The sequence below is a fragment of the Streptomyces lateritius genome, from assembly GCF_014649715.1.
In the GTDB taxonomy this organism is placed as follows: Bacteria; Actinomycetota; Actinomycetes; order Streptomycetales; family Streptomycetaceae; genus Streptomyces; species Streptomyces lateritius.
The window spans coordinates 199,823-223,992 of the sequence record NZ_BMTO01000008.1 but is presented as its reverse complement, the minus strand read 5'-3'; the positions used below and the strand labels follow the sequence as shown (position 1 = coordinate 223,992).

General features: G+C 69.3%; 29 protein-coding genes. 5 read left to right on the top strand and 24 right to left on the bottom strand.

All coding sequences use genetic code 11. From position 1 onward, the window contains the following. Window positions 1-106 precede the first annotated feature (106 nt). Window positions 107-1,543 carry an NAD(P)H-hydrate dehydratase gene (locus IE136_RS18385; RefSeq protein WP_189600874.1) on the bottom strand — a complete coding sequence of 479 codons (1,437 nt, stop codon included), beginning with the start codon at window positions 1,541-1,543 and terminating at the stop codon, window positions 107-109. Between the two features lie 266 nt (window positions 1,544-1,809). Between IE136_RS18385 and IE136_RS18380 the strand changes: the two genes are divergently transcribed. Next, window positions 1,810-2,379 (top strand): hypothetical protein, encoded by a 570-nt coding sequence (locus tag IE136_RS18380; protein ID WP_158989465.1) that lies wholly within the window; start codon window positions 1,810-1,812, stop codon window positions 2,377-2,379. Next, complete coding sequence (locus tag IE136_RS18375) at window positions 2,376-2,969, top strand: TetR/AcrR family transcriptional regulator (RefSeq protein ID WP_158989463.1); 594 nt, start codon at window positions 2,376-2,378, stop codon at window positions 2,967-2,969. The genes IE136_RS18380 and IE136_RS18375 overlap by 4 nt, the downstream gene beginning before the upstream one ends. 115 nt (window positions 2,970-3,084) lie before the next feature. Here IE136_RS18375 and IE136_RS18370 read toward each other — a convergent pair whose 3' ends face one another. Genes IE136_RS18370 through IE136_RS18360 form a run of 3 tightly spaced genes read right to left on the bottom strand, consistent with a single transcriptional unit; the run spans window position 3,085 to window position 6,110 of the window. Continuing rightward, window positions 3,085-3,453, bottom strand: a complete 369-nt coding sequence (locus IE136_RS18370; RefSeq protein WP_158989461.1) for a holo-ACP synthase — start codon at window positions 3,451-3,453, stop codon at window positions 3,085-3,087. A gap of 7 nt (window positions 3,454-3,460) precedes the next feature. After that, window positions 3,461-5,308 carry a glutamine--fructose-6-phosphate transaminase (isomerizing) gene (gene glmS / locus IE136_RS18365; protein WP_158989459.1) on the bottom strand — a complete coding sequence of 616 codons (1,848 nt, stop codon included), beginning with the start codon at window positions 5,306-5,308 and terminating at the stop codon, window positions 3,461-3,463. Between the two features lie 40 nt (window positions 5,309-5,348). Then, window positions 5,349-6,110, bottom strand: coding sequence for a hypothetical protein (locus IE136_RS18360; protein WP_189600873.1), 762 nt, complete (start codon window positions 6,108-6,110; stop codon window positions 5,349-5,351). Between the two features lie 359 nt (window positions 6,111-6,469). Between IE136_RS18360 and coaA the strand changes: the two genes are divergently transcribed. Then, the gene (coaA, locus tag IE136_RS18355) at window positions 6,470-7,489 is read left to right on the top strand and encodes a type I pantothenate kinase (RefSeq protein WP_189600872.1); all 1,020 of its coding nucleotides are present in this window, start codon (window positions 6,470-6,472) and stop codon (window positions 7,487-7,489) included. A 36-nt stretch (window positions 7,490-7,525) separates the two neighbouring features. Then, the gene (locus tag IE136_RS18350) at window positions 7,526-8,473 is read left to right on the top strand and encodes a DUF389 domain-containing protein (RefSeq protein WP_189600871.1); all 948 of its coding nucleotides are present in this window, start codon (window positions 7,526-7,528) and stop codon (window positions 8,471-8,473) included. Window positions 8,474-8,636: 163 nt separating this feature from the next. On the opposite strand, the gene glmM is transcribed toward IE136_RS18350, so the two are convergent. The 4 genes from glmM to IE136_RS18330 form a co-directional block, all read right to left on the bottom strand. Continuing rightward, window positions 8,637-9,995, bottom strand: coding sequence for a phosphoglucosamine mutase (gene glmM / locus IE136_RS18345; RefSeq protein WP_158989451.1), 1,359 nt, complete (start codon window positions 9,993-9,995; stop codon window positions 8,637-8,639). Between the two features lie 164 nt (window positions 9,996-10,159). Continuing rightward, window positions 10,160-10,687 (bottom strand): 30S ribosomal protein S9, encoded by a 528-nt coding sequence (rpsI, locus tag IE136_RS18340; protein ID WP_158989449.1) that lies wholly within the window; start codon window positions 10,685-10,687, stop codon window positions 10,160-10,162. Window positions 10,688-10,731: 44 nt separating this feature from the next. Next, a complete protein-coding gene (gene rplM / locus IE136_RS18335; protein ID WP_189600870.1) occupies window positions 10,732-11,175 on the bottom strand; it encodes a 50S ribosomal protein L13 in 444 nt (147 codons plus the stop codon). A gap of 242 nt (window positions 11,176-11,417) precedes the next feature. Continuing rightward, on the bottom strand, window positions 11,418-13,049 hold the full coding sequence (locus IE136_RS18330) for an ABC-F family ATP-binding cassette domain-containing protein (protein ID WP_189600869.1): 1,632 nt from the start codon (window positions 13,047-13,049) through the stop codon (window positions 11,418-11,420). 47 nt (window positions 13,050-13,096) lie between these two features. On the opposite strand from IE136_RS18330, the gene IE136_RS18325 reads away from it, so the two are divergent. Then, window positions 13,097-13,996, top strand: a complete 900-nt coding sequence (locus IE136_RS18325) for a hypothetical protein (protein ID WP_158989445.1) — start codon at window positions 13,097-13,099, stop codon at window positions 13,994-13,996. Here IE136_RS18325 and truA read toward each other — a convergent pair. The 16 genes from truA to rpsH all read right to left on the bottom strand — a co-directional run bounded on the left by truA (window position 13,967) and on the right by rpsH (window position 24,112). Beyond that, window positions 13,967-14,824, bottom strand: a complete 858-nt coding sequence (truA, locus tag IE136_RS18320; RefSeq protein WP_158989443.1) for a tRNA pseudouridine(38-40) synthase TruA — start codon at window positions 14,822-14,824, stop codon at window positions 13,967-13,969. The genes IE136_RS18325 and truA overlap by 30 nt on opposite strands. Window positions 14,825-14,911: 87 nt before the next feature. Beyond that, the gene (gene rplQ, locus IE136_RS18315) at window positions 14,912-15,406 is read right to left on the bottom strand and encodes a 50S ribosomal protein L17 (RefSeq protein WP_158989441.1); all 495 of its coding nucleotides are present in this window, start codon (window positions 15,404-15,406) and stop codon (window positions 14,912-14,914) included. A 164-nt stretch (window positions 15,407-15,570) separates the two neighbouring features. Beyond that, on the bottom strand, window positions 15,571-16,593 hold the full coding sequence (locus tag IE136_RS18310; protein WP_069171149.1) for a DNA-directed RNA polymerase subunit alpha: 1,023 nt from the start codon (window positions 16,591-16,593) through the stop codon (window positions 15,571-15,573). Between the two features lie 128 nt (window positions 16,594-16,721). Further along, window positions 16,722-17,126, bottom strand: a complete 405-nt coding sequence (gene rpsK, locus IE136_RS18305; protein WP_003956432.1) for a 30S ribosomal protein S11 — start codon at window positions 17,124-17,126, stop codon at window positions 16,722-16,724. 66 nt (window positions 17,127-17,192) lie between these two features. Next, a complete protein-coding gene (gene rpsM / locus IE136_RS18300) occupies window positions 17,193-17,573 on the bottom strand; it encodes a 30S ribosomal protein S13 (protein WP_005313488.1) in 381 nt (126 codons plus the stop codon). A gap of 184 nt (window positions 17,574-17,757) precedes the next feature. After that, on the bottom strand, window positions 17,758-17,871 hold the full coding sequence (gene rpmJ, locus IE136_RS18295) for a 50S ribosomal protein L36 (protein WP_003956441.1): 114 nt from the start codon (window positions 17,869-17,871) through the stop codon (window positions 17,758-17,760). 66 nt (window positions 17,872-17,937) lie between these two features. Next, window positions 17,938-18,159 carry a translation initiation factor IF-1 gene (gene infA, locus IE136_RS18290; RefSeq protein ID WP_003956442.1) on the bottom strand — a complete coding sequence of 74 codons (222 nt, stop codon included), beginning with the start codon at window positions 18,157-18,159 and terminating at the stop codon, window positions 17,938-17,940. Between the two features lie 175 nt (window positions 18,160-18,334). Then, window positions 18,335-19,171 (bottom strand): type I methionyl aminopeptidase, encoded by an 837-nt coding sequence (gene map / locus IE136_RS18285; RefSeq protein WP_158989439.1) that lies wholly within the window; start codon window positions 19,169-19,171, stop codon window positions 18,335-18,337. A gap of 102 nt (window positions 19,172-19,273) precedes the next feature. Further along, the gene (locus IE136_RS18280) at window positions 19,274-19,924 is read right to left on the bottom strand and encodes an adenylate kinase (protein ID WP_158989438.1); all 651 of its coding nucleotides are present in this window, start codon (window positions 19,922-19,924) and stop codon (window positions 19,274-19,276) included. Then, window positions 19,924-21,243 (bottom strand): preprotein translocase subunit SecY, encoded by a 1,320-nt coding sequence (secY, locus tag IE136_RS18275; protein WP_158989436.1) that lies wholly within the window; start codon window positions 21,241-21,243, stop codon window positions 19,924-19,926. Before secY ends, IE136_RS18280 begins: the two co-directional genes overlap by 1 nt. Before the next feature lie 235 nt (window positions 21,244-21,478). Next, window positions 21,479-21,934: a 50S ribosomal protein L15 gene (rplO, locus tag IE136_RS18270; protein ID WP_158989434.1), complete on the bottom strand. Its 456-nt coding sequence runs from the start codon at window positions 21,932-21,934 to the stop codon at window positions 21,479-21,481. A gap of 1 nt (window position 21,935) precedes the next feature. Then, window positions 21,936-22,118, bottom strand: a complete 183-nt coding sequence (rpmD, locus tag IE136_RS18265; RefSeq protein ID WP_041130781.1) for a 50S ribosomal protein L30 — start codon at window positions 22,116-22,118, stop codon at window positions 21,936-21,938. Then, a complete protein-coding gene (rpsE, locus tag IE136_RS18260) occupies window positions 22,118-22,720 on the bottom strand; it encodes a 30S ribosomal protein S5 (protein WP_017239585.1) in 603 nt (200 codons plus the stop codon). Before rpsE ends, rpmD begins: the two co-directional genes overlap by 1 nt. A 45-nt stretch (window positions 22,721-22,765) precedes the next feature. After that, a complete protein-coding gene (gene rplR / locus IE136_RS18255; RefSeq protein ID WP_056651228.1) occupies window positions 22,766-23,149 on the bottom strand; it encodes a 50S ribosomal protein L18 in 384 nt (127 codons plus the stop codon). A 3-nt stretch (window positions 23,150-23,152) separates the two neighbouring features. Continuing rightward, a complete protein-coding gene (gene rplF, locus IE136_RS18250) occupies window positions 23,153-23,692 on the bottom strand; it encodes a 50S ribosomal protein L6 (RefSeq protein WP_158989432.1) in 540 nt (179 codons plus the stop codon). Window positions 23,693-23,713: 21 nt separating this feature from the next. After that, the gene (gene rpsH, locus IE136_RS18245) at window positions 23,714-24,112 is read right to left on the bottom strand and encodes a 30S ribosomal protein S8 (protein WP_158989430.1); all 399 of its coding nucleotides are present in this window, start codon (window positions 24,110-24,112) and stop codon (window positions 23,714-23,716) included. Window positions 24,113-24,170 lie beyond the last annotated feature (58 nt).

The following is a 24,170-nucleotide window of genomic DNA, read 5'->3' as shown; positions in this document are numbered from 1 at the left end:
CCCAACCCCACGCCTGTTCCGAGGCTTTCCCCGACCGGACGTGGCCACGTGTGCCGGAGGCCCCCGACCTGGGCCCACCGCGGGTGGGGTGAGGTGGGGCCTCCCCCTACGACGTGACGTCCCGCCACGCGTCCGACAGCGCCGACGCCACCTCTCCCGCCGCGATCGGCGAGGCGCCCCCCGACGCCCGGCGGGCCGCGAGGCCGTGCAGGTAGGCGGCGGTGGAGGCCGCGTCGATGGCCGGCAGGCCGGCGGCCAGCAAGGAGCCCGCGAGACCCGACAGGACGTCGCCGCTGCCCGCCGTTGCCAGCCACGACGTGCCCGTGGGGTTCACCCGGACCGGCCCGCGCCCCCCGGCCTCCGCCACCAGCGTCGTCGAGCCCTTCAGCAGCACCGTCGCCCCGAAGCGCGCCGCCAGCTCCCGTACCGCCGCGAGGCGACCGGCCTCCACCACCTCCCGGGCGACACCCAGCAGCGCCGCCGCCTCCCCCGCGTGCGGGGTGAGCAGCGTCGGCGCCGTACGGGCCCGGACCAGCTCCGCCGACAGGCCCCGCAGCCCGTCCGCGTCCACCGCCACCGGCACGTCCGAGGCCAGCACGTCGTCCACGCCCGGCGCGTCACCGAGCCCCGGCCCCACCACCCACGCCTGCACCCTCCCCGCCTTCGCCGGCGGCCCCGCGTGCACCAGCGTCTCCGGGAAGCGCGCGATCACGGCCTCCCCCGCCGGCCCGACGTACCGCACCGCCCCCGCGCCGCCGTGCAGCGCGCCCGCCACCGCGAGGACCGCAGCGCCCGGGTAACGGCGGGACCCGGCGACCACGCCCACGACACCCCGCCGGTACTTGTCGCTCTCGGCCGCCGGGACCGGCAGCATCAGGGCCACGTCCTCGTGCTGGAGGGCCTGGAGCTCGGGCACGGAGGGCAGGAAGTCCTCCAGTCCGATGCCCACGAGCCGTACCGCACCCGCGTACTCCCGTGCCGGATCGATCAGCAGCCCCGGCTTGTACGCCCCGAAGGTCACCGTCGCGTCCGCGCGCAGCACCTCCCCGGCCACCTCCCCGGTGTCCGCGTCGACCCCGCTCGGCAGGTCGACGGCGACGACGACCGCGCCCGAGCCACGCGCCGCCCGGGCGACCGGGACCGCGTCCGGCCGCAGCCCGCCGTGCCCGCCGATCCCGGTGATCCCGTCCAGGACGAGATCGGCCGTGGCGAGCGGCTCGAACGGGTCCTCAGCCACCCGCCCTCCGGCCGCCCGCAGCGCCGCGAGCCCGCCCGCGTGGGCGCGCGAGCCGAGCAGGACGGCCGTCACCCCCGCCCCGCGCCGCGCGAGTCGCGCCCCGGCGTAGAGCGCGTCGCCCCCGTTGTCCCCGCTGCCCACGAGCAGGACGACCCTCGCCCCGTAGACCCGGCCGCGGCCGAGCAGCGAGAAGCAGGCGGCGGCGAGGCCCGCGGCCGCCCGTCGCATGAGCGTGCCCTCGGGCAGACGGCTCATCAGCTCGGCCTCTGCGGCCCGGACGGTCTCCACGCGGTAAGCGGTACGCATGCCCCGCAGTCTGCCGCACACCCCAAGCCCGTGCGCGCGGGCGCGGGTTGACGCCCCCTCGGAGCGCGGCGCGGGTGCGCGCGGCGGTACGGATGCGAGTACCGGTACCGATGCCGGCGGAACCGGCCGCAGGTCCGGACCGGCATCGCCATCCTGCCCCGAGGCCGTGTCGCGTCGGCCACGGCCGGATCGGACCAGATCGACGTCGGGCCCCGCCTCGGCAGAACGCCCGCCCCCACGGACTCTACAAATGTAGAGTCGGGCGCATGAGCGGACTCGCAGGCACGTTCGTCCCACGCCCGGACTTCGGCTCCCGGCACCAGACGGTCATCCCGGCTCCGGTGGAGGCGGTGTGGGCGGCCTGGCAGGAGATGGAGCGGGCCGGCGAGGAGGGGTGGGGGCCGCTCGTCCGGGTGCTGTTCGCCGTGCGGCGGCAGGTCGGCCGCCTGAAGAGCGGCGGCGGCGAGGCGCCGTCGTCACAGAAGGACCTGCGGGACAGCTTCCTGTCGCTGGCCGAAGACCCACCACGAGAGACGGTCCGGGGAATCGTGGGGCAGTGGTGGACCATGGGAACGGCCGACGGGCGACCGGACGTCACAGGCCCGCGCGAGTTCCTTGCATTCGACGAACCCGGCTACGCGAAGGCGACGTTCAGCATGCGATTCGCCACCGACGCCCCCACCGGCGGCACGCGGGTCGTCACCGAGACCCGGGTCCTGTGCCTCGACGAGACCGCTCGTCGCGCCATGGGGCGGTACTGGCGGCTCGTCGAGCCGTTCAGCGGCCTCGTCCGCCGGATGATGCTCCGCAGGCTCAGGAAGCGGGCCGTCGCGTGAGCGGCGCCAGAAGCCCCCGCGTACAGGCGCTGCTCACCGCGGCAGTGGCGGTCATCGCCGAGGAGGGCCTGCGAGGGCTCACCCATCGGGCGGTCGACGGGCAGGCGAAGGTGCCGGCCGGGTCGACCAGCTACTACTTCCGGACCCGGCAGACACTGCTCGCCGCCGTGGTCGCGTTCATCGCCGAACAGGAAGTGGCGGACATCGAAGCGGCGACCGTCTCCGAGGAGCTGGCCGAGGCACCACCGGTTCGCCAGGTGGCGGACCGCTTCGCGGGCGTACTCGCCCACTGGCTCGGCCCCCAGCGCGACCGCACCCGCGCCCGCCTGGAGATCATCCTCCTGACGGCGCGCCACCCGGAGGGAGAGCTGGGCGCCGAACTGCTCCGCGCCCGGGAGCGGTTCGCCGGCCAGGCACGGCTGCTGGCGACGGCGCTCGGCAGCCCCGATCCGGCGGAAGGCGGAAGGATCGTCGTCGCCTTCGCCGAGGGACTCACCTACGACGGGGTGACGCGACCCGGGCCGGACGCCACCGACCGGGCGGTCCTGCGGCAGATGCTGGAGAGGGTCCTGCTCAGCCTGGCCCGGTAGCGGGGCGCTGAGGGCCGCTGGGGCAGCGGTACCGGCAGGCGGCCCACCGGCCTGTCCGTCAGTCGGCCCGATTGCGTCCTCGTCGGGCCGCGGGAGGGGACTTTCCGGACACGGCCTAGCCCTCCGCGATCACCACCGCCGACGCCACACCCGCGTCATGGCTCAGCGACACATGCCAGTGCCGCACCCCCAGCTCCGCCGCCCGCGCCGCCACCGTCCCGCGCACCCGCAGCCGCGGCTGCCCGCTCTCCTCGACGTACACCTCCGCGTCGGTCCAGTGCAGACCCGCCGGCGCCCCGAGCGCCTTGGCCAGCGCCTCCTTCGCCGCGAAGCGGACGGCCAGTGAGGCGGGCCCACGCCGCTCGCCGCTCGGCAGCAGCAGCTCGCGTTCGACGAAGAGCCGCTGGAGCAGCCCGGGGGTCCGCTCCAGCGAGGCCGCGAAGCGGTCCACCTCGGCCACGTCGATGCCCACCCCGATGATCATTCGCTCATCACTCCACGGTCACGGATTTCGCCAGGTTGCGCGGCTGGTCCACCTCGTTGCCGCGCGCCGTCGCCAGTTCGCAGGCGAACACCTGGAGCGGCACGGTGGAGACCAGCGGCTGGAGCAGCGTAGGCGTTGCCGGGATACGGATGAGATGGTCGGCGTACGGGACGACGGTCTCGTCCCCCTCCTCGGCGATGACGATCGTCCGCGCCCCGCGCGCCCGGATCTCCTGGATGTTGGAGACGATCTTGTCGTGGAGGACCGACCGCCCCTTCGGGGACGGCACCACGACGACGACCGGCAGGTCCTCCTCGATGAGCGCGATCGGCCCGTGCTTGAGCTCGCCCGCGGCGAAGCCCTCGGCGTGCATGTACGCCAGTTCCTTCAGCTTCAACGCCCCTTCGAGGGCCACCGGGTAGCCGACGTGCCGGCCGAGGAAGAGGACCGTGTTCTTGTGGGCGAGCGAGCGGGCCAGTGCGCGCACCGGCTCCATCGTCTCCAGCACGCGCTCGACGTCGTCGGCGCTCCGGGCGAGTTCGCGGATCACGGCGTGGATCTCGTCGCCCCACTTCGTACCGCGCACCTGCCCCAGGTACAGCGCCACCAGATAACAGGCCACCAATTGCGTCAGGAACGCCTTCGTCGACGCGACGGCGACCTCGGGACCGGCATGCGTGTAGAGCACGGCGTCCGATTCCCTCGGGATCGTGGAGCCGTTCGTGTTGCAGATGGCGAGCACCTTCGCGCCCTGCTCGCGCGCGTGCCGCAGGGCCATCAGGGTGTCCATCGTCTCGCCGGACTGGGAGATGGCGATGACGAGGGTGCGCTGGCCGAGGATGGGGTCGCGGTAGCGGAACTCGCTGGCGAGTTCCACCTCGCAGGGGATCCGGGTCCAGTGCTCGATGGCGTACTTCGCGATCAGACCGGAGTGGAAGGCGGTGCCGCAGGCGATGATGACGACCTTGTCGGCCTCGCGCAGCACCGCGTCGGGGATGCGCACCTCGTCGAGCCTGAGGCGGCCCTCGGCGTCGATCCGCCCGAGGAGGGTGTCGGCGACGGCCTTGGGCTGCTCGGCGATCTCTTTGAGCATGAAGTAGTCGTAGCCGCCCTTCTCGGCGGCCGAGGCGTCCCAGTCGACGTGGTACGCCCGTACGTCGGCGGGGGCGCCGACGAAGTCGGTGACCTCGACGCCCTCGCGGGACAACTTCACCACCTGGTCCTGGCCCAGTTCGATGGCCGCGCGGGTGTGGGCGATGAACGCGGCCACGTCGGAGGCGAGGAAGAACTCCCCCTCGCCGACGCCGACCACCAGCGGGGAGTTGCGGCGCGCGCCGACGACCACGTCGGGCTCGTCGGCGTGCACCGCGACCAGCGTGAACGCCCCGTCGAGGCGGCGGCACACCAGCCGCATCGCCTCCGCCAGGTCGCCGCAGGAGGAGAACTCCTCGGCGAGCAGATGGGCGACGACCTCGGTGTCCGTCTCGGACGCCAGGTCGTGGCCCCGCTCCTCCAGCTCGGCGCGCAGGGCGGCGAAGTTCTCGATGATCCCGTTGTGGACGACGGCCACGCGCCCCGCGTTGTCCAGATGCGGGTGCGCGTTGGCGTCGGTCGGCCCGCCGTGCGTGGCCCAGCGGGTGTGCCCGATGCCGGTGGCGCCGCTCGGCAGCGGCCGGTCCACCAGCTCCTTCTCCAGATTGACGAGCTTGCCCGCCTTCTTCGCGGCGGCCAGTCCTCCGTCGGAGAGCACCGCGACACCGGCCGAGTCGTAGCCCCGGTACTCGAGCCGCTTGAGGCCCGCGATCACCACATCAAGCGCCGACTGCCCGCCGACGTAACCCACGATTCCGCACATGGTCGGCAGCCTAAGGCCGAAGACCGCCGCTGGACCGGACTCAGGCCAGCTTGGCGACCTGCGCGTCGACGACGGCCTTCGGGAACTCCTTGACCTTCCCGGCGAGGCTGATGACGGAGAAGGACGCGAGCGTGTTGCCCTTGCGGAAGGCGACGACCTTGCTGATGAACGGCTCGCCGTCCATATCGGTGGTGACGGTGAAGGCGACGGCCTCCTCCCCGGCGGTCACGGCCTCCGGAGCGACCTTGCTGATCTTCGTCTTCTCGCCGCCCCCGTTCAGCGTAAAGCCACCCGCACACTCCGTACCGGCCGTCTTCAGCGAGGCGAACGCGTCCTGCGCGCCGTTCCCGTCGTACGAGCCGAGCGTCACGGCCGTCACCGGCGCGCCCAGCGCGCCCACGATGTCCTCCGGCGACGACGCCGTGTCCTTCTTCGGCTCGGCGATCGCCTTGCGCTGGACGCTGGCTCCGGGGTTGCCGGTCGCGATGAACGACAGGGCGTCGGCGAGCGGCTTGCACGCGGGCTTGTCCGTGGTGACGGCACTCGACGGGACGACGTCCGTCGGCTTGGCCTTCTGCACCTGGTACCCGGGAACGTCGGCCTGCTCGACGATGAGCTTCTCCAGCTCGGCGGCCGACAGCGCCTTGGCGTCGGGCGCGGCGGAAGCGGAGGCGGAGGCCTTGGGGGCGTCCTTCCCCTTGTCACCGCTGTCCTCCTTCCCACCACCGCAGGCGGTGACGAGCAGCGCCAGGGAGACGGTGGTGGTGGCGACGGCGGTACGGCGAAGGGCGGTGGCTCTCATGACTCAACTCTCTGTCGGGGCAGACGAATCTGTGCGAACCCTATGCACGAGACCGGCCCCCTGGATCACTGGGGTGCCCTGCCCCTGCGGTTTCCACGAACACGCGGAGAGCCCTGGCAAGGGGGGCGACGAGGACGTCGGGCGCCTTTGCGTACCAGCACTCCCGCGGCCCGGCCGTGCTCCGCCTGCGGCACAGGACGGCGGGTGACTGCGCTCCGCCCTTGACCCGCCGCCTCCGGGCGCGTGAGGACTACCGGAGGGCGGCCATCACCGGAAGCCCACGGGCCCCGGTCAGCCCAAGCCCCCCGCGTGACCGACCCCACCCCCCACAACCGCCCCCGACCCCCGACAATGGCCGTGTGATCACTTCGCCGCCACGAAGCACCCCTGGCAACGGCAACGGCAACGCCAAGGGGAACGGCAACGGCCAGCGCCGGCCCGAGGCCACGCCGTACGTGGACCTCACCCGCGCCGAGTGGAGCGCGCTGCGCGACAAGACGCCGCTGCCGCTCTCCGCCGACGAGGTCGAGCGGCTACGTGGCCTCGGCGACGTCATCGACCTCGACGAGGTCCGCGACATCTACCTCCCGCTCTCCCGCCTGCTCAATCTCTACGTCCAGGCCACCAGCGGTCTGCGCGGCGCGCTGAACACCTTCCTCGGCGAGCGGGGCGAGCAGCGCGGCACTCCCTTCGTCATAGGGGTCGCCGGTTCTGTCGCGGTCGGCAAGTCCACCGTCGCCCGTCTCCTCCAGGCGCTCCTCGCCCGCTGGCCCGAGCATCCCCGCGTGGAACTGGTCACCACCGACGGCTTCCTCTACCCCATGGAGGAGCTCAAGGCGCGCGGGCTGATGTCCCGCAAGGGCTTCCCCGAGTCGTACGACCGCCGGGCGCTGACCCGGTTCGTCGCCGACATCAAGGCGGGCAAGGACGAGGTCAGCGCCCCCGTCTACTCCCACCTGATCTACGACATCGTGCCCGGCGAGCGGCTCGTCGTGCGCCGTCCCGACATCCTGATCGTCGAGGGGCTCAACGTCCTTCAGCCGGCCCTGCCCGGCAAGGACGGCCGTACCCGCGTCGGCCTCGCCGACTACTTCGACTTCTCCGTGTACGTCGACGCCCGGCCCGAGGACATCGAGCGCTGGTATCTGAACCGTTTCCGCAAGCTGCGCGAGACGGCCTTCCAGAACCCCTTCTCGTACTTCCAGCGCTACACCCAGGTCTCCGAGGACGAGGCGCTGGACTACGCCCGCACGATGTGGCGGACGATCAACAAGGTGAACCTCCTGGAGAACGTGGCTCCCACACGTGGCCGTGCGACGCTCGTCGTCCGCAAGGGCCCCGATCACAAGGTGCAGCGCCTGAGTCTCCGAAAACTCTGAGCTTCCGAAACCCCTGAGCCTCCGTAAGCTCTGAGGATGCTGCATCTGCGGATGATCGTCCCTGCCGAGCACACGGAGGCGGCGGTCCAGCTCATCGAGAAGACCGTCGGCACCACCCATCTGGTCGTCCTGCCCGGGGCCGCCCACGCCCCCTCCGGCGACCTCGTGCTCTGCGATGTCGCACGCGAGGCCGGCGACGAACTCCTGCACGGTCTGCGCGAGCTGAAGATCGATCAGGAAGGCTCGATCGCGCTCGAGAACATCGACCTCTCGCTGTCGAAGCGCGCGGACGAGGTCGAGAAGGAGGCTCCGGGAGAGGCCGCGGACGCGGTGCTCTGGGAGCAGCTGTCCGAGGCGACACACGAGGAGTCGACCCTCTCGGTCACCTACTGCGCGTTCATGATCCTGGCCACGATGATCGCGGCCTGCGGTGTCGTCCTGGACAACGCGATCCTGATCGTGGGCGCGATGGCGGTCGGCCCGGAGTTCGGCCCGCTCGCCGGTGTCTGTACGGGTGTGGTGCGACGGGCTCCGCGACTGGCCGCACGCTCCCTGATCGCGCTGCTGGTCGGTTTCGCGGCGGCGATCGCGGCGACCACCCTGTTCAGTCTGGGGATGGACGCGCTGGACCTGTTCAGCATGGATCAGCTCGACGATCCCCGGCCCAACACGAGCTTCATCTGGCAGCCCGACCCGTTCTCCTTCGTCGTCGCGGTGCTCGCCGGGGTGGCCGGCGTGCTCTCGCTGACCTCGTCGAAGTCCGGGGCCCTGGTGGGCGTCGCGATCTCGGTCACGACGGTCCCGGCCGCCGCGAACGCCGCCGTGGCCCTCAGTTACGGGGAGTTCGGCCAGATGTGGGGGTCTGCGGAACAGCTGCTGCTGAACCTGTTCGGCATCATGCTGGCGGGCGTGCTGACGCTGTACGGACAGAAGCTGCTGTGGCGGACCCAGCGCGGGCACTGGAGCCGTGCCGGTAAGCGCTGAAAAGCACACCGCCGGCACGCGAAGGCCCCGCCGTCCCGGTTGCCCGGGCGGCGGGGCCTTCTCATGATCAGCTCTGGAAGCCGGAGGGTGTCGTGTGGATCCTGCCGGGCTCGCGACGCCTGGCACGCACGCTCGCCGATCCGGCCTGATCCACAGGACGCCGCTAGCCCAGCGTGGACTTCACCACGTCGGCGAGCCGGCCCGCCACCGACCGCGCCTGCTCGATGTCGGCCGCCTCCACCATCACGCGTACCAGCGGCTCCGTCCCGGAGGAACGCAGCAGCACGCGGCCGGTGGTGCCCAGCTCGCGCTCGGCCTCGGTGACCGCCGCGGCCAGCTCTCCCGAGGTCGTCACGCGCGTCTTGTCGACGTCCCGCACGTTGACGAGCACCTGGGGCAGGCGCTCCATCACACCGGCCAGCTCGGCGAGGGACTTGCCCGTCGCCGTGAGCCGGGCGGCCAGCATCAGGCCGGTCAGGGTGCCGTCGCCGGTGGTGGCGTGGTCGAGCACGATCACGTGCCCGGACTGCTCGCCGCCCAGCGCGTACCCGTGCTCCTTCATGGACTCCAGGACGTAGCGGTCGCCGACCGCCGTCTGCACCAGCCGCAGCCCCTCGCGCTCCATGGCGAGCTTGAAGCCGAGGTTGGACATCACGGTCGCGACAACGGTGTCGCCGCGCAGCGTCCCGGCCTCGCGCATCGCGAGCGCGAGCACGGCGAGGATCTGGTCGCCGTCGATCTCGTTGCCCGCCGCGTCGACGGCGAGGCAGCGGTCCGCGTCGCCGTCGTGGGCGATGCCGAGGTCCGCGCCGTGCTCGACGACGGCGGCCTTCAGCAGGTCCAGGTGGGTGGAGCCGCAGCCGTCGTTGATGTTCAGGCCGTCGGGGTCGGCACCGATGGTGACGACCTCGGCGCCGGCCCGCGAGAACGCCTCGGGCGACACGCGCGCGGCGGCGCCGTGGGCCTCGTCCAGGACGACCTTGAGCCCGTCGAGCCGGTTCGGCAGGACGGCGATGAGGTGGGCGACGTACTTGTCGAAGCCCTCGTCGTAGTCGCGGACCCGGCCGACGCCTGAGCCGGTCGGCCGCTCCCAGGGGGCGCCGGTGCGGTGCTCCTCGTAGAGGGACTCGATCCGGTCCTCCAGCTCGTCGGCGAGCTTGTGGCCGCCGCGGGCGAAGAACTTGATGCCGTTGTCGGGCATCGCGTTGTGACTGGCGGAGAGCATCACGCCGAGGTCGGCGCCGAGCGCCCCGGTGAGATAGGCCACGGCGGGGGTGGGCAGCACACCGACGCGCAGGACGTCGACACCCGCGCTCGCGAGGCCCGCCACGACGGCGGCCTCCAGGAACTCTCCCGACGCACGCGGGTCGCGCCCGACCACCGCGGTCGGCCGATGGCCCTCGAAGGTCCCCGCCTCGGCGAGCACGTGCGCCGCCGCGACCGACAGGCCGAGCGCGAGCTCCGCCGTCAGATCCGCGTTGGCCACACCGCGCACACCGTCCGTGCCGAAGAGTCGTCCCACAGCTGTCCTCCGAAACTGCTCCGAAAGTGCGATCCCCTGAGCAAGTGATGCCCGTTCTTATGCGCAAGCCGCCCAGAAGGCACCCAGGGGGAGGAAAAGACGTACGCCCCGGCAGCACGGGCAGTGCCGCCGGGGCGTACGTGCAAAGCAGGTCGAGCAGGCGATTAACGCTTGCTGTACTGCGGGGCCTTACGGGCCTTCTTGAGACCGGCCTTCTTGCGCTCGACCGCACGGTCGTCGCGGGAGAGGAAGCCGGCCTTCTTCAGCGCCGGGCGGTTGTTCTCGACATCCGCCTCGTTCAGCGCACGGGCCACACCGAGGCGCAGGGCGCCGGCCTGGCCGGAGACGCCGCCACCCGAGATGCGGGCGATGACGTCGTAGCGGTTGTCGAGCTCGAGCACCTTGAAGGGCTCGTTGACTTCCTGCTGGTGCACCTTGTTCGGGAAGTAGTCCTCGAGGGTGCGCCCGTTGATCTTCCACTTGCCGGTGCCCGGAACGATCCGGACGCGGGCGATGGCGTTCTTGCGACGGCCCAGGCCGGCGGCCGGCTGCGGGTCGCCGAAGCGGGAAGCCAGGGACTCGGTGGTGTACTCGCCCTCGACGGGGACCTCGGACTCGAAGGTGGTGACCTCCGCGTAGGTCTCCTCGCCCTCAACGCCCTCGACGGGGGTCTCAACAGTGGTCTCGGCCACGATTCTCCTCAGATTTCTTTCGTTCTTAGGGGGTGTGGCCGGAACTACTGCGCGACCTGGGTGATCTCGAACGGGACCGGCTGCTGGGCAGCGTGCGGGTGGTTCTCACCCGCGTAGACCTTCAGCTTCGAGAGCATCTGACGGCCCAGGGAGTTCTTGGGGATCATGCCCTTGATGGCCTTCTCGACGGCCTTCTCGGGGTTCTTCTCCAGGAGCTCGTCGTAACGGACGGAGCGCAGACCACCCGGGAAACCGGAGTGGCGGTACGCCAGCTTCTGGGTCTTCTTGTTGCCGGACAGGTGCACCTTGTCAGCGTTGATGATGATGACAAAGTCGCCCATGTCCATGTGGGGGGCGTAGATCGGCTTGTGCTTGCCTCGCAGGAGGTTCGCAGCCGTAGTCGCCAGACGGCCCAGGACAACGTCCTGCGCGTCGATGATGTGCCACTGGCGCGTGACATCGCCGGGCTTGGGGCTGTACGTACGCACGGTCGTAGCCTTCGCTTCTTCAGTGAGTGGGTCCTGAACTGGTCACCAGGACGACACGACAGCCTTGGCCGTACTGCGGGGACGCAACCCGTGTACCTGCCGCTGGTCATCGACCCGGAAGACCGGCGTAAGGGCCCCTCGCGTGAGAACGACCAAGCCAATACGCATAACAAACCCGAAGAATACCCGGCGTGCCCCGGGCGGGTCAAAACGCCTGGGGCGGACCGGCGGCAGAGGGCCTGCTACCGCACCCGGTCCACCCGTCGCTCGTCCCAGACCGGCTCCGTCGTCTCCCGCACGACCCCGTCCGAGCCGAAGACCAGGAAGCGGTCGAAGGTCTTCGCGAACCACCGGTCGTGCGTCACCGCGAGCACCGTGCCCTCGTACGACTCCAGGCCGTCCTGCAGGGCCTCCGCCGACTCCAGGTCCAGGTTGTCCGTCGGCTCGTCGAGGAGGAGCGCCGTCGTGCCGGACAGCTCCAGGAGCAGGATCTGGAAGCGGGCCTGCTGTCCGCCCGAGAGCTTCTCGAAAGGCTGGTCACCCTGCCCCTCCAGCTCGTACCGGCGCAGCACCGACATCGCCCCGCCCCGGTCCTTCGCGTGCTCCGTCCACAGGATGTCGACGAGGGTCCGTCCCTGGAGCTCGGGGTGGGCGTGGGTCTGGGCGAAGTGGCCCGGCACGACCCGCGCGCCCAGCTTCCACGTCCCCGTGTGCGCCACCGACGGATCCCCGGCGAGCAGCCGCAGGAAGTGCGACTTGCCCGAGCCGTTCGAACCGAGGACGCCGATCCGCTCCCCGTAGAAGATTTCCAGCGAGAACGGCTTCATCAGGCCCGTCAGCTCAAGGTTCTCGCAGGTCACCGCCCGTACGCCGGTCCGGCCGCCGCGCAGCCGCATCCGGATGTCCTGCTCGCGCGGGGGCTCCGGCGGCGGGCCGGCCTCCTCGAACTTCTTCAGCCGTGTCTGCGCGGCCGCGTACCGGGACGCCATTTCATGGCTGACCGCCGCCGCCTGCCGCAGGTTGACCACCAGCTTCTTCAGCTGGGCGTGCTTCTCCTCCCAGCGGCGCTTCAGCTCCTCGAACCGCGCGAACCGCTCCCGCCGCGCCTCGTGGAAGGTGTCGAAGCCGCCACCGTGCACCCAGACGTCGGACCCGGCCGGGCCGGGCTCGACCGCGACGATCTTCTGTGCGGCCCTGGCCAGCAGCTCCCGGTCGTGGGAGATGAAGAGCACGGTCTTACGGGTCTCCCGCAGCCGCTCCTCCAGCCAGCGCTTGCCGGGCACGTCGAGATAGTTGTCCGGCTCGTCCAGGAGCAGCACCTCGTCGGTGCCCCGCAGCAGGGACTCCAGGACCAGCCGCTTCTGCTCACCGCCGCTGAGCGTGCGGACCTCGCGGAACTGCGCCTTCTCGTACGGGACGCCGAGGGCGGCCGTCGTGCACATGTCCCAGACGGTCTCGGCCTCGTACCCCTGGACCTCGGCCCAGTCGCTGAGGGCCTGCGCGTACTTCATCTGCGCGGCCTCGTCGTCGACCGTCATGATCAGGTGCTCGGCCTCGTCGACCGCCTTCGCGGCCTCGCGGATCCGGGGCTGGGCGACCGAGACGAGCAGGTCGCGGACCGTGCGCTCGTCCCGCACCGATCCCACGAACTGCGGCATCACCCCGAGGCCGCCGCTGACGGTGACCGTGCCGCCGTGCGGCTGGAGCTCACCGGCGATCATCCGGAGCAGTGTGGTCTTCCCGGCGCCGTTGGCCCCGACGAGGGCGACCACCGCGCCCTCCCCCACCCGGAAGGAGGCATCGGCGAGAAGCACCCTCCCGTCGGGAAGGTAGTACTCCAGATGCGCGGCCTCGACATGTCCCATGGTGGGCATTGTCGCCGCCCGCACCGCGTGTTCCCAACCGGTTTAGGATGCGCGGCATGAGCTTTGGGGGACCGCAGTGGCCGCAGGAGCCGCAGCAGCACGGTCAGCAGCAGCCGTACGGACAGCAGCCGAACCCGTTTCCTGGGGCGCAGGCACCGCAGACACCCGACTGGGGTGCCCTGGCGGACGCCTCGGCGGCCGGCCGTCGGCGTAAGCGCTGGCTGGTGATCGGCGGTGGCGCGCTCGCGACGCTCGTGGTCGGCGCGATCGTCGCCACGGCGGTCGTGAGCAGCGGCAAGGGCGACGACACGGCCAAGAACGGCTCGGTCACCCCCACCGGCTCCGCGGCGCCCAGCGACTCGGCCACGCCCGAGCCGACGTTCTCGTCCGTGGCACCGCCGCCCCCGCCGAACCCCAAGGACTTCATCTCGAACGAGACGAAGGACAAGGCCCCGCTCAGCGCCGAGGGCCTCTTCCCCGGCAAGAAGCTCACGATGAGCGGCCGCGCGTACAAGAAGGGCGCGACCTCCTCGACCACGAACTGCGCGAGCGTCACGCAGGGCCCGCTCGGCTCGATCCTGAAGCAGAACGGGTGCGACCGCGTGATCCGCGCCACCTATGTGAAGGACGGGGTCGCGATCACCGTCGGCGTGGCGGTCTTCTCCACGGAGGCGGAGGCGCTGAAGGCCAAGGCCCAGGCCAAGGGCGGGGTCGCCCCGCTCGCCGGATCGGGCGTGGGCGAGTTCTGCCGCGCGACGGTCTGTCTGCGGCGCTCGAACTCGATCGGCCGGTACGCCTACTTCACCACCGCCGGCTTCGCCGACGGCAAGAAGGTCACCACCGCCGACAAGCCCATCTACGAGGCCAGCGACGACCTGGCCACGTTCACCTTCAACCAGATCTACGCCCGCGGCCGCACCCAGGCCTCAGCAGCAGCCGCCGCTCCCGGGGAGTGACCGCCTGTTCCTGGCCTCCAGATTGCGGGCGGCCAGGAGCTCGTCGGCCGGGTAGCCGACCTCTTCGAGGGTGAGCCCGTGCGGGCGTACGACGTGGACGGCCGAGTCCCGGACGCCCGCGGCGAGCACCTTCGCGGGCCAGTCGACGGGCCGGTGGCCGTCGCCGACGAACAGCAGGGCGCCGACGAGCGAGCGGACCATGTTGTGGCAGAAGGCGTCGGCCTTCACGGTCGCCTCGAGGATGCCGCCGGGCCGCCGCTCCCAGCGCAGCTCCTGGAGCGTCCGGATGGTGGTGGCGCCGTCGCGCTTCTTGCAGTACGCGGCGAAGTCGTGCTCGCCGACGAGCCGCTCGGCGGCGGCGTTCATGGCGTCCATGTCGAGGGCCCAGTCGTGCCACAGGACGTGGCCGCGCAGGAGCGGGTCGACACCGCCGGGGTTGTCGGTGACCCGGTAGGTGTAGCGGCGCCAGATGGCGGAGAAGCGGGCGTTGAAGCCGCTGGGGGCCTCGGTGAGCCTCCACACCCGTACGTCGTGGGAGAGGCGCCCGGCGAGCCGCCGGAGCAGCTTGTCCCGGTGCTCGGTCCACAGCTCGACGGGGAGGTCGACGTGGGCGACCTGGCCCCGCGCGTGCACGCCGGAGTCGGTCCGGCCGGCGACGGTCAGCTCGTACGTCTCCTTGGACCGGGTCACGGTCCGCAGGGCGTCCTCGATGTCGCCCTGGACGGTGCGCTGCCCGTGGGCCTGCTTGGCCCAGCCGGAGAAGTCCTTGCCGTCGTAGGACAGGTCGAGCCGGATGCGTACGAACCCGGCCTGCACGTCGTCGCTCACGCGCTGAATCCTCTCGAAACCTCTGCGTACGGAGGCGGGCCCGCACCCCAAGGGGTACGGGCCCGCCCACGAGAAACGTAAGAACGCTTACGCGTCCTTCGACTCCTCAGCCGGAGCCTCGGCGGCGTCCTCGGCCTTGGTCTCCTCGACCTTGGCCTCGTCAGCCTCCTTGACCGCACGCTTGGTGGCGGCCTCGGCCTCGGCGACGGTCGCCTTCTTGGCGATCTCGCCCTCGACCAGCTCGATCACGGCCATCGGGGCGTTGTCGCCACGACGGTTACCGATCTTGGTGATACGGGTGTAGCCACCCGGGCGCTCGGCGTAGCGCGGAGCGATCTCGGTGAAGAGGGTGTGGACGATGCCCTTGTCGGTGATCGTCTGCAGCACCAGGCGACGGTTGTGGATGTCGCCCTTCTTCGCCTTGGTGATCAGGCGCTCGGCGACCGGACGCAGGCGGCGGGCCTTGGCCTCGGTCGTGGTGATGCGGCCGTGCTCGAAGAGCGACTTCGCCAGGTTGGCAAGCAGCAGACGCTCGTGAGCGGCGCTGCCGCCGAGGCGGGCACCCTTGGTGGGACGCGGCATGGTGTTTCTCCTTGTGATCTGCACCGGCCGTATGAGGTACCGGTGTCAGTGTCCGCGCGGACGGTCGTGTCCGACGGAGACCCGCGCCCCCCTTGAGGGGCGCGGGGAACTGCGTGGCCGGCCGGAACCGGCCCGCAGCGGTCAATCGGTCCTCTTGGAGAGGATCAGTACTGCTCGGTCTCGACGAAGCCCGCGTCCGCGTCGTCGTCGGCGCCGAAGGCGTCGGCGGCGGCGGTCGGGTCGAATCCGGGCGGGCTGTCCTTGAGGGCCAGGCCCATGCCGGCCAGCTTCGCCTTGACCTCGTCGATCGACTTCGCACCGAAGTTGCGGATGTCGAGGAGGTCGGCCTCCGAGCGCGCCACGAGCTCACCCACGGAGTGGATGCCCTCACGCTTGAGGCAGTTGTACGACCGAACAGTGAGCTCGAGCTCCTCGATCGGCAGCGCCAGGTCCGCGGCGAGGGCGGCGTCCGTGGGGGACGGGCCCATGTCGATGCCCTCGGCGTCGATGTTGAGCTCGCGCGCCAGACCGAACAGCTCGACCAGGGTCTTACCGGCGGACGCCATGGCGTCACGCGGCCGCATGGCCTGCTTGGTCTCGACGTCGACGATCAGCTTGTCGAAGTCGGTGCGCTGCTCGACACGGGTCGCCTCGACCTTGTACGTGACCTTGAGCACCGGCGAGTAGATGGAGTCGACCGGGATACGGCCGATCTCCTGGCCCAGCTGCTTGTTCTGCACGGCGGAGACGTAGCCGCGACCGCGCTCGACGGTCAGCTCCATCTCCAGCTTGCCCTTGCCGTTGAGCGTGGCGAGGACGAGGTCGGGGTTGTGCACCTCGACACCGGCCGGCGGGGCGATGTCGGCGGCGGTGACCAGACCCGGACCCTGCTTGCGCAGGTACATCACGACCGGCTCGTCGTGCTCCGAGGAGACGACCAGCTGCTTGATGTTCAGGATGAGGTCGGTGACGTCCTCCTTGACGCCCGGCACGGTGGTGAACTCGTGCAGGACACCGTCGATGCGGATGGACGTGACCGCCGCACCCGGGATCGAGGAGAGGAGCGTACGGCGGAGGCTGTTGCCGAGCGTGTAGCCGAAGCCCGGCTCCAGGGGCTCGATGACGAACCGCGAACGGAATTCGTCGACGACCTCTTCGGTCAGCGAGGGACGCTGAGCGATCAGCATGATGTGGTTCCTTCAGTCATGGACACCCACTATTTGATGTCCTGAGGCACTGCTGGTACTGCAAGGGTACGGGCGGCACGTCCCCGAAGAGTCGTACCGCCCGAAGTCCTGCGCAAGCAGCCGATGCGTCAGACGCGGCGGCGCTTGGGGGGACGGCAGCCGTTGTGCGGCGTGGGGGTGACGTCCTGGATCGAACCGACCTCGAGGCCCGTGGCCTGGAGGGAGCGGATCGCGGTCTCGCGGCCGGAGCCCGGACCCTTGACGAAGACGTCGACCTTGCGCATGCCGTGCTCCTGCGCGCGGCGAGCGGCCGACTCGGCGGCCATCTGCGCGGCGAACGGAGTCGACTTGCGCGAGCCCTTGAAGCCGACGTGGCCGGCGGAGGCCCAGGAGATCACGTTGCCCGAGGGGTCCGTGATCGAGACGATCGTGTTGTTGAACGTGCTCTTGATGTGCGCGTGGCCGTGAGCGACGTTCTTCTTTTCCTTGCGGCGCACCTTCTTGGCAGCGCCCTGACGACCCTTGGGGGGCATCTATATCTCCTACGGGAGGTGGTCGGTCCTACAGCGAAGACCGTGTGGTCAAGCGTCCGCTGAGGACTACTTCTTGCCCGGCTTCTTCTTGCCGGCGATGGCGCGACGCGGGCCCTTGCGGGTACGCGCGTTGGTGCTCGTGCGCTGACCGTGCACCGGGAGGCCGCGACGGTGGCGGATGCCCTGGTAGCACTGGATCTCGATCTTGCGGCGGATGTCGCCCTGGATCTCGCGGCGGAGGTCGCCCTCGGTCTGGAGGTTGGCGTCCACGTACTCGCGGATCTTGACCAGGTCCTCTTCGGCCAGGTCACGAACGCGGGTGTTCGGGTTCACGCCGGTGGAGGCGAGGATCTCCTTGGACCGGGTGCGCCCGATACCGAAGACGTAGGTGAGTGCGATCTCCACACGCTTTTCGCGCGGGATGTCAACACCGGAAACGCGTGCCATTCAATGGCTCCTGTGTGTTCGGGGGTCTTCCGCAAAGCCGCTCCCGACCGCCGTATGAGGTACGAATCGGGTCCCCGGCCCCCGCCGGAGGTGCCGCCGACCCTTGCGGGCTGGGCGGGCTCTGCGTATGTACGTTGCTTGCGTCGCGCGAAGAACTGCGGAGGTGCAGGTCGGTCGGCGTGCGTCAGCCCTGGCGCTGCTTGTGGCGCAGGTTGTCGCAGATGACCATGACCCGGCCGTGACGGCGGATCACCTTGCACTTGTCGCAGATCTTCTTGACGCTCGGCTTGACCTTCATGGGATGTGAGGTTCTCCGGGTCAGTGCCACCACCCGCGCACGGAAGATGCGGGGTGCGGGCAAGATCTACTTGTACCGGTAGACGATCCGGCCACGCGTCAGGTCGTACGGAGAGAGCTCCACGACGACCCGGTCGTCCGGAAGGATTCGGATGTAGTGCATCCGCATCTTGCCGGAGATGTGCGCGAGGACTTTGTGACCGTTCTGGAGCTCCACCTTGAACATGGCGTTCGGGAGGGACTCGATCACGGTGCCCTCGATTTCGATGGCACCTTGCTTCTTGGCCACGCTTCGCCTTTCGAATCGGCTACCTTGATCGACTCTCGCTCCGGGTGAGGACACACGGGTACACGAGAGCCGACGCATCAGTCTACGTCAGGCTCCCGGAAAAGACGAATCCAGGAAGAATGCCCACCCCTGGAGATCGTTACGCAAGAGACCACGCCGCAGAGAAGGGCTCCGCTCACCCCAGCGGGTCCGGAGCCGCCGTGACGCCCAGCTCCGCGAGCTTCGCCTTGCCGCCGTCCGGGGAGGTCAGGACCAGGGGACCCGCCTCCGTGAGGGCCACCGAGTGCTCCCAGTGGGAGGACCAGGTGCCGTCCGTCGTGATGACCGTCCAGTCGTCGGCGAGGACCTCGGTCTGCGGCGTGCCGAGGGAGACCATCGGCTCGATCGCCAGGCAGAAGCCGGGGACCAGCTTCGGACCCTTGCCTCGCTTGCGGGAGACGTAGTTCAGCAGGTGCGGGTCCATGTGCATCTCGGTGCCGATGCCGTGGCCGCCGTAGTCCTCGACGATGCCGTACTTGCCGCCGCCCGGCTTCGGCTGGCGGCGGATGTACGTCTCGATCGCGCGCGAGATGTCCACCAGTCGGTTGCCGTTCTTCATCGCGGCGATGCCGGCCCACATCGACTCCTCGGTCACCCGGGAGAGCTCGATCAGCTCAGGGGCGTGGCCCGTGCCCACGAACGCCGTGTACGCCGCGTCCCCGTGCCAGCCGTCGACGATCGCGCCGCAGTCGATCGAGATGATGTCCCCGTCCTTGAGGACCGTCTTGTCGTCCGGGATGCCGTGGACGACGACCTCGTTCACCGAGGTGCAGATCGTCGCGGGGAAGCCGCCGTACCCGAGGAAGTTCGACTTCGCGCCGTGGTCGGCGATCACCTTGCGGGCGACCTCGTCCAGGTCCTTCGTCGTGGCGCCCGGCACGGCCGCCTCCCGGGTCGCCGCGTGGATGGCGGCGACGACCAGCCCGGCCTCGCGCATCTTCGCGATCTGCTCGGGGGTCTTGATCTGCACCATCGCGGCGGGGGCCTTTCCTTCGGATACGGGGAACAGAACAACGATACGGCCGCGGCGCCCCCGAGGGGCACCGCGGCCGTATCCGTACAACCAGGGTGAGCGTCAGCTCTTCTTCAGCGCGGCCATCGCACGACCGGTGACCTCGTCCACCTTGCCGAGCGCCGAGATCGTGACGACCAGGTTCTGCGCCCGGTAGTAGTCGATGATCGGCTCGGTCTGCGTGTGGTAGACCTCCAGGCGCCGGCGGACGGTCGCCTCGGAGTCGTCGTCGCGCTGGTAGAGCTCGCCTCCGCACACGTCGCAGACGCCCTCGCTCTTCGGCGGGGTGTACGTCACGTGGAAGACGTGCGCGCTGTCGTTGCGGCAGATGCGGCGACCCGCGATCCGCTTCACGACCTCGTCCTCGGGGACCTCCAGGTCCAGGACCGCGTCCAGCTGCATGTCCTCGGCCTTCAGGACCACGTCCAGCGCCTCGGCCTGGGCCACGTTGCGCGGGAAGCCGTCGAGCAGGAAGCCGTTCGCGGCGTCCGGCTGCTCCATGCGGTCCTTGGCCATGCCGATGGTCACCTCGTCGGGTACCAGGTCACCGGCGTCCATGAACGCCTTGGCCTTGAGGCCCAGCTCCGTGCCCTGACTGATGTTGGCGCGGAACAGGTCACCCGTGGAGATGTGCGGGATGTCCAGGTTCTTGGCAAGGAACGCGGCCTGCGTACCCTTGCCGGCCCCGGGCGGTCCGACGAGGACGATTCGCATCAGCGGAGGAACCCTTCGTAATTGCGCTGCTGGAGCTGGCTCTCGATCTGCTTCACGGTCTCCAGCCCCACACCCACGATGATGAGGATGCTCGTCCCGCCGAAGGGGAAGTTGGCATTGGCGCCACCGAAGCCTGCCAACGCCATCGTCGGCACAAGAGCGATCAGACCCAGATACAGCGAGCCCGGCCAAGTGATCCTGTTGAGCACGTAGCTCAGGTACTCGGCAGTAGGTCGACCAGCCCGGATACCCGGGATGAAGCCACCATACTTCTTCATGTTGTCCGCGACTTCCTCGGGGTTGAACGAGATCGCCACGTAGAAGAAGGCGAAGAACACGATCAGAAGGAAGTACGTAGCGATGTAGTAGGGGTGGTCACCCTTGACGAAGTGGGCTTCGATCCAGGTTTTCCAGCCCGCGGTGGAGTTCGAGAACTGGGCGATCAAGGCCGGGATGTAGAGCAGCGACGAGGCGAAGATGACAGGAATCACACCTGCCTGGTTCACCTTGAGAGGGATATAAGTGGACGTTCCGCCGTAGGACCTGCGGCCGATCATCCGCTTCGCGTACTGCACCGGGATCCTGCGCTGGGCCTGCTCGACGAAGACGACGAGCGCCACCATCACGAAGCCGATCAGGATGACGGTGCCGAACTCGATCCAGCCCTTGGCGAGCTTGCCGCTCTCCTTGATGGCCCACAGGGCGCCCGGGAAGCCGGCGGCGATCGAGATGAACATGAGGATCGACATGCCGTTGCCGATGCCGCGGTCGGTGATGAGCTCACCGAGCCACATGACCAGGGCGGTGCCGGCGGTCATCGTGATGACCATGGTGACGGTGACGAAGATCGACTGGTCGGGAACGACCTGGTTGGCGACCGTGCAGCCGCTGAAGAGCGCGCCGGTACGGGCCGTCGCCACGAGACCCGTGCCCTGAAGGATGGCGAGCGCGATCGTCAGGTAGCGCGTGTACTGCGTGATCTTGGCGGTGCCGGACTGTCCCTCCTTCTTGAGGGCTTCCAGTCGCGGGATCACGACGGTCAGCAGCTGCAGGATGATGCTCGCCGTGATGTACGGCATGATGCCGAGCGCGAAGATGGTGATCTGCAGCAGCGCCCCGCCACTGAACATGTTCACCAGGCCGAACAGGGAGTTGTTGCCCTGGCTCGCCTGGTCCACACACTGCTGGACGGCCTTGTAACTGACACCGGGGACGGGGATGTGTGCCCCGAGCCGGTACAGCACGACGATGCCGAGCGTGAAGAGCAGCTTCTTGCGCAGGTCGGGCGTCTTGAACGCCCGGGCGAACGCGGTGAGCACGGTGCCTCCTGCGACCCCCGCGCAAGTGCGTCAGAGGTGACGGTCTTGAGGTTCGACGAATAGAAACAGGTACGGAAACAGGTACAGATACCGGTCAAGGCCGTACGGGCATACCGCACGGAGCATAGACAGTGCACGCCACCTTACCGGCGACCATGCCCCCCTAGGAACGACCAACCGGGGATGCCCCTTTTGGGAGGCATCCCCGGTCGGATGTTCAAGCCATCGAGTCGTCTCAGACGAGCTCGGTGACGGTGCCGCCGGCAGCGGCGATCTTCTCCTTGGCGGAGCCGGAGACGGCGTCGACCGTCACCTGCAGCGCCACGGAGACCTCACCGGTGCCGAGCACCTTGACGAGGCTGTTCTTGCGCACCGCGCCCTTGGCGACCAGGTCGGCCACCGTGACCTCTCCACCCTCGGGGTAGAGAGCGCCGAGCTTGTCCAGGTTCACGACCTGGTACTCGGTGCGGAACGGGTTCTTGAAGCCCTTGAGCTTCGGCAGACGCATGTGGAGGGGCATCTGCCCACCCTCGAAGCGCTGCGGAACCTGGTAACGGGCCTTCGTACCCTTGGTACCACGACCAGCGGTCTTACCCTTGGACGCCTCACCACGACCCACACGGGTCTTGGCGGTCTTGGCGCCCGGGGCAGGCCGGAGGTTGTGGGCCTTCAGCGGGTTGTTCTCCGCCATGTCAGTCAACCTCCTCAACCGTCACGAGGTGGCGGACGGTGTGCACCATGCCGCGGAACTCGGGGCGGTCCTCCTTGACAACCACGTCGCCCAGGCGCTTGAGCCCGAGCGAACGCAGGGTGTCGCGGTGGTTCTGCTTGCTACCGATGTACGACTTCGTCTGCGTGACCTTGAGGCGAGCCATTACGCACCCGCCCCAGCACGCGCACGGAGCAGAGCCGCGGGGGCGACGTCCTCGAGGGGCAGACCACGGCGAGCCGCGATCTCCTCGGGACGCTGCAGGCCCTTGAGGGCCGCCACGGTCGCGTGCACGATGTTGATCGCGTTGTCGGAGCCGAGCGACTTCGACAGGATGTCGTGAACGCCGGCGCACTCGAGCACGGCGCGCACCGGGCCACCGGCGATAACACCGGTACCGGGGGAAGCCGGCTTGAGCAGGACGACGCCCGCGGCCTTCTCGCCCTGGATCGGGTGAGGGATGGTGCCCTGGATGCGCGGAACCTTGAAGAAGTTCTTCTTGGCTTCCTCGACACCCTTGGCAATGGCCGCGGGAACTTCCTTGGCCTTGCCGTAACCGACACCTACGGTGCCGTCACCGTCGCCCACCACGACCAGCGCGGTGAAGCTGAAGCGGCGACCACCCTTGACAACCTTGGCGACGCGGTTGATCGCGACAACGCGCTCAACGTACGCGGTCTTCTCGGCGGCAGCGCCACCGTCGCGGCCCTTCCGGTCCCGCCGCTCGCCGCCACCGGCACCGCTTCCGCGGCGCTGGGGTCCAGCCATTGGATTACCTCTCTCTGTTACGTCCGTTAGTCCCGGAACCGGGGCTTAGAACTTCAGCCCGGCTTCGCGGGCGGCGTCAGCCAGAGCGGCAATGCGCCCGGCGTACCTGTTGCCACCACGGTCGAACACGACAGCCTCGACGCCGGCGGCCTTGGCGCGCTCGGCGACCAGGGAACCGACCTGCTTGGCCTGCGCGGACTTGTCACCCTCGCCGCCGCGGATCGACGCGTCCAGGGTCGACGCGGACGCAAGGGTGTGACCCTTGAGGTCGTCGATGACCTGAGCGGTGATACCGCGGTTGGAACGCGTCACGACGAGGCGCGGACGCTCCGCCGTACCCGACACGTTCTTGCGGATGCGGATGTGGCGGCGCTTCTTGGCAGCGCCCTTGTAGGCGTCGCCCTTGGCGATCTTCACACCGTATGCCATGGCTTACTTACCAGCCTTTCCGACCTTGCGGCGGATGACCTCACCCGCATACTTCACGCCCTTGGCCTTGTAGGGGTCGGGCTTGCGAAGCTTGCGGATGTTGGCGGCGACCTCGCCGACCTTCTGCTTGTCGATGCCCTCGACCGAGAACTTGGTCGGCGACTCGACCTTGAACGAGATGCCCTCGGGCGCCTCGATCATGATCGGGTGGCTGTAACCGAGCTGGAACTCCAGACCGGAGCCCTTCGCGGCGACGCGGTAACCGACACCGCTGATCTCGAGCGCCTTGACGTATCCCTGGGTCACACCGGTGATCATGTTGGCCACCAGCGTGCGGGACAGGCCGTGGAGGGCCTTGTTCTGACGCTCGTCGTTGGGGCGGGTGACGTTGAGAACGCCGTCCTCACCCTTAACGATCTCGATCGGCGCGGCGACGGTGTGGCTCAGGGTGCCCTTGGAACCCTTGACCGTGACCGTGCGGCCCTCGATGGTGACGTCCACACCGGCGGGAACCTGGATAGGCAGCTTGCCAATACGCGACATTAGCTATTCCTCCGTTCCCGACTACCAGACGTAGGCGAGGACTTCCCCACCTACGCCCTTCTTGCCTGCCTGCTGTCCGGTCAGGAGACCGTGGGACGTGGAGATGATCGCCACGCCCAGGCCACCGAGGACCTTCGGCAGGTTGGTGGACTTCGCGTAAACCCGGAGGCCCGGCTTCGAGATCCGCTTGATGCCCGCGATGGAGCGCTCACGGTTCGGACCGAACTTGAGCTCGAGAACGAGGTTCTTGCCGACCTCGGCGTCCTCGACCTTCCAGCCCGTGATGAAGCCCTCCTGCTGGAGGATTTCCGCGATGTGAGACTTGATCTTGCTGTGCGGCATCGACACGGAGTCGTGGTACGCCGAGTTCGCGTTACGCAGACGCGTGAGCATGTCTGCGATGGGATCAGTCATGGTCATGAATTGGCCTTCGGCCTCTCTCGCCGGGGTTTCCTGTATGCGCCATCCCTCTCCCCAC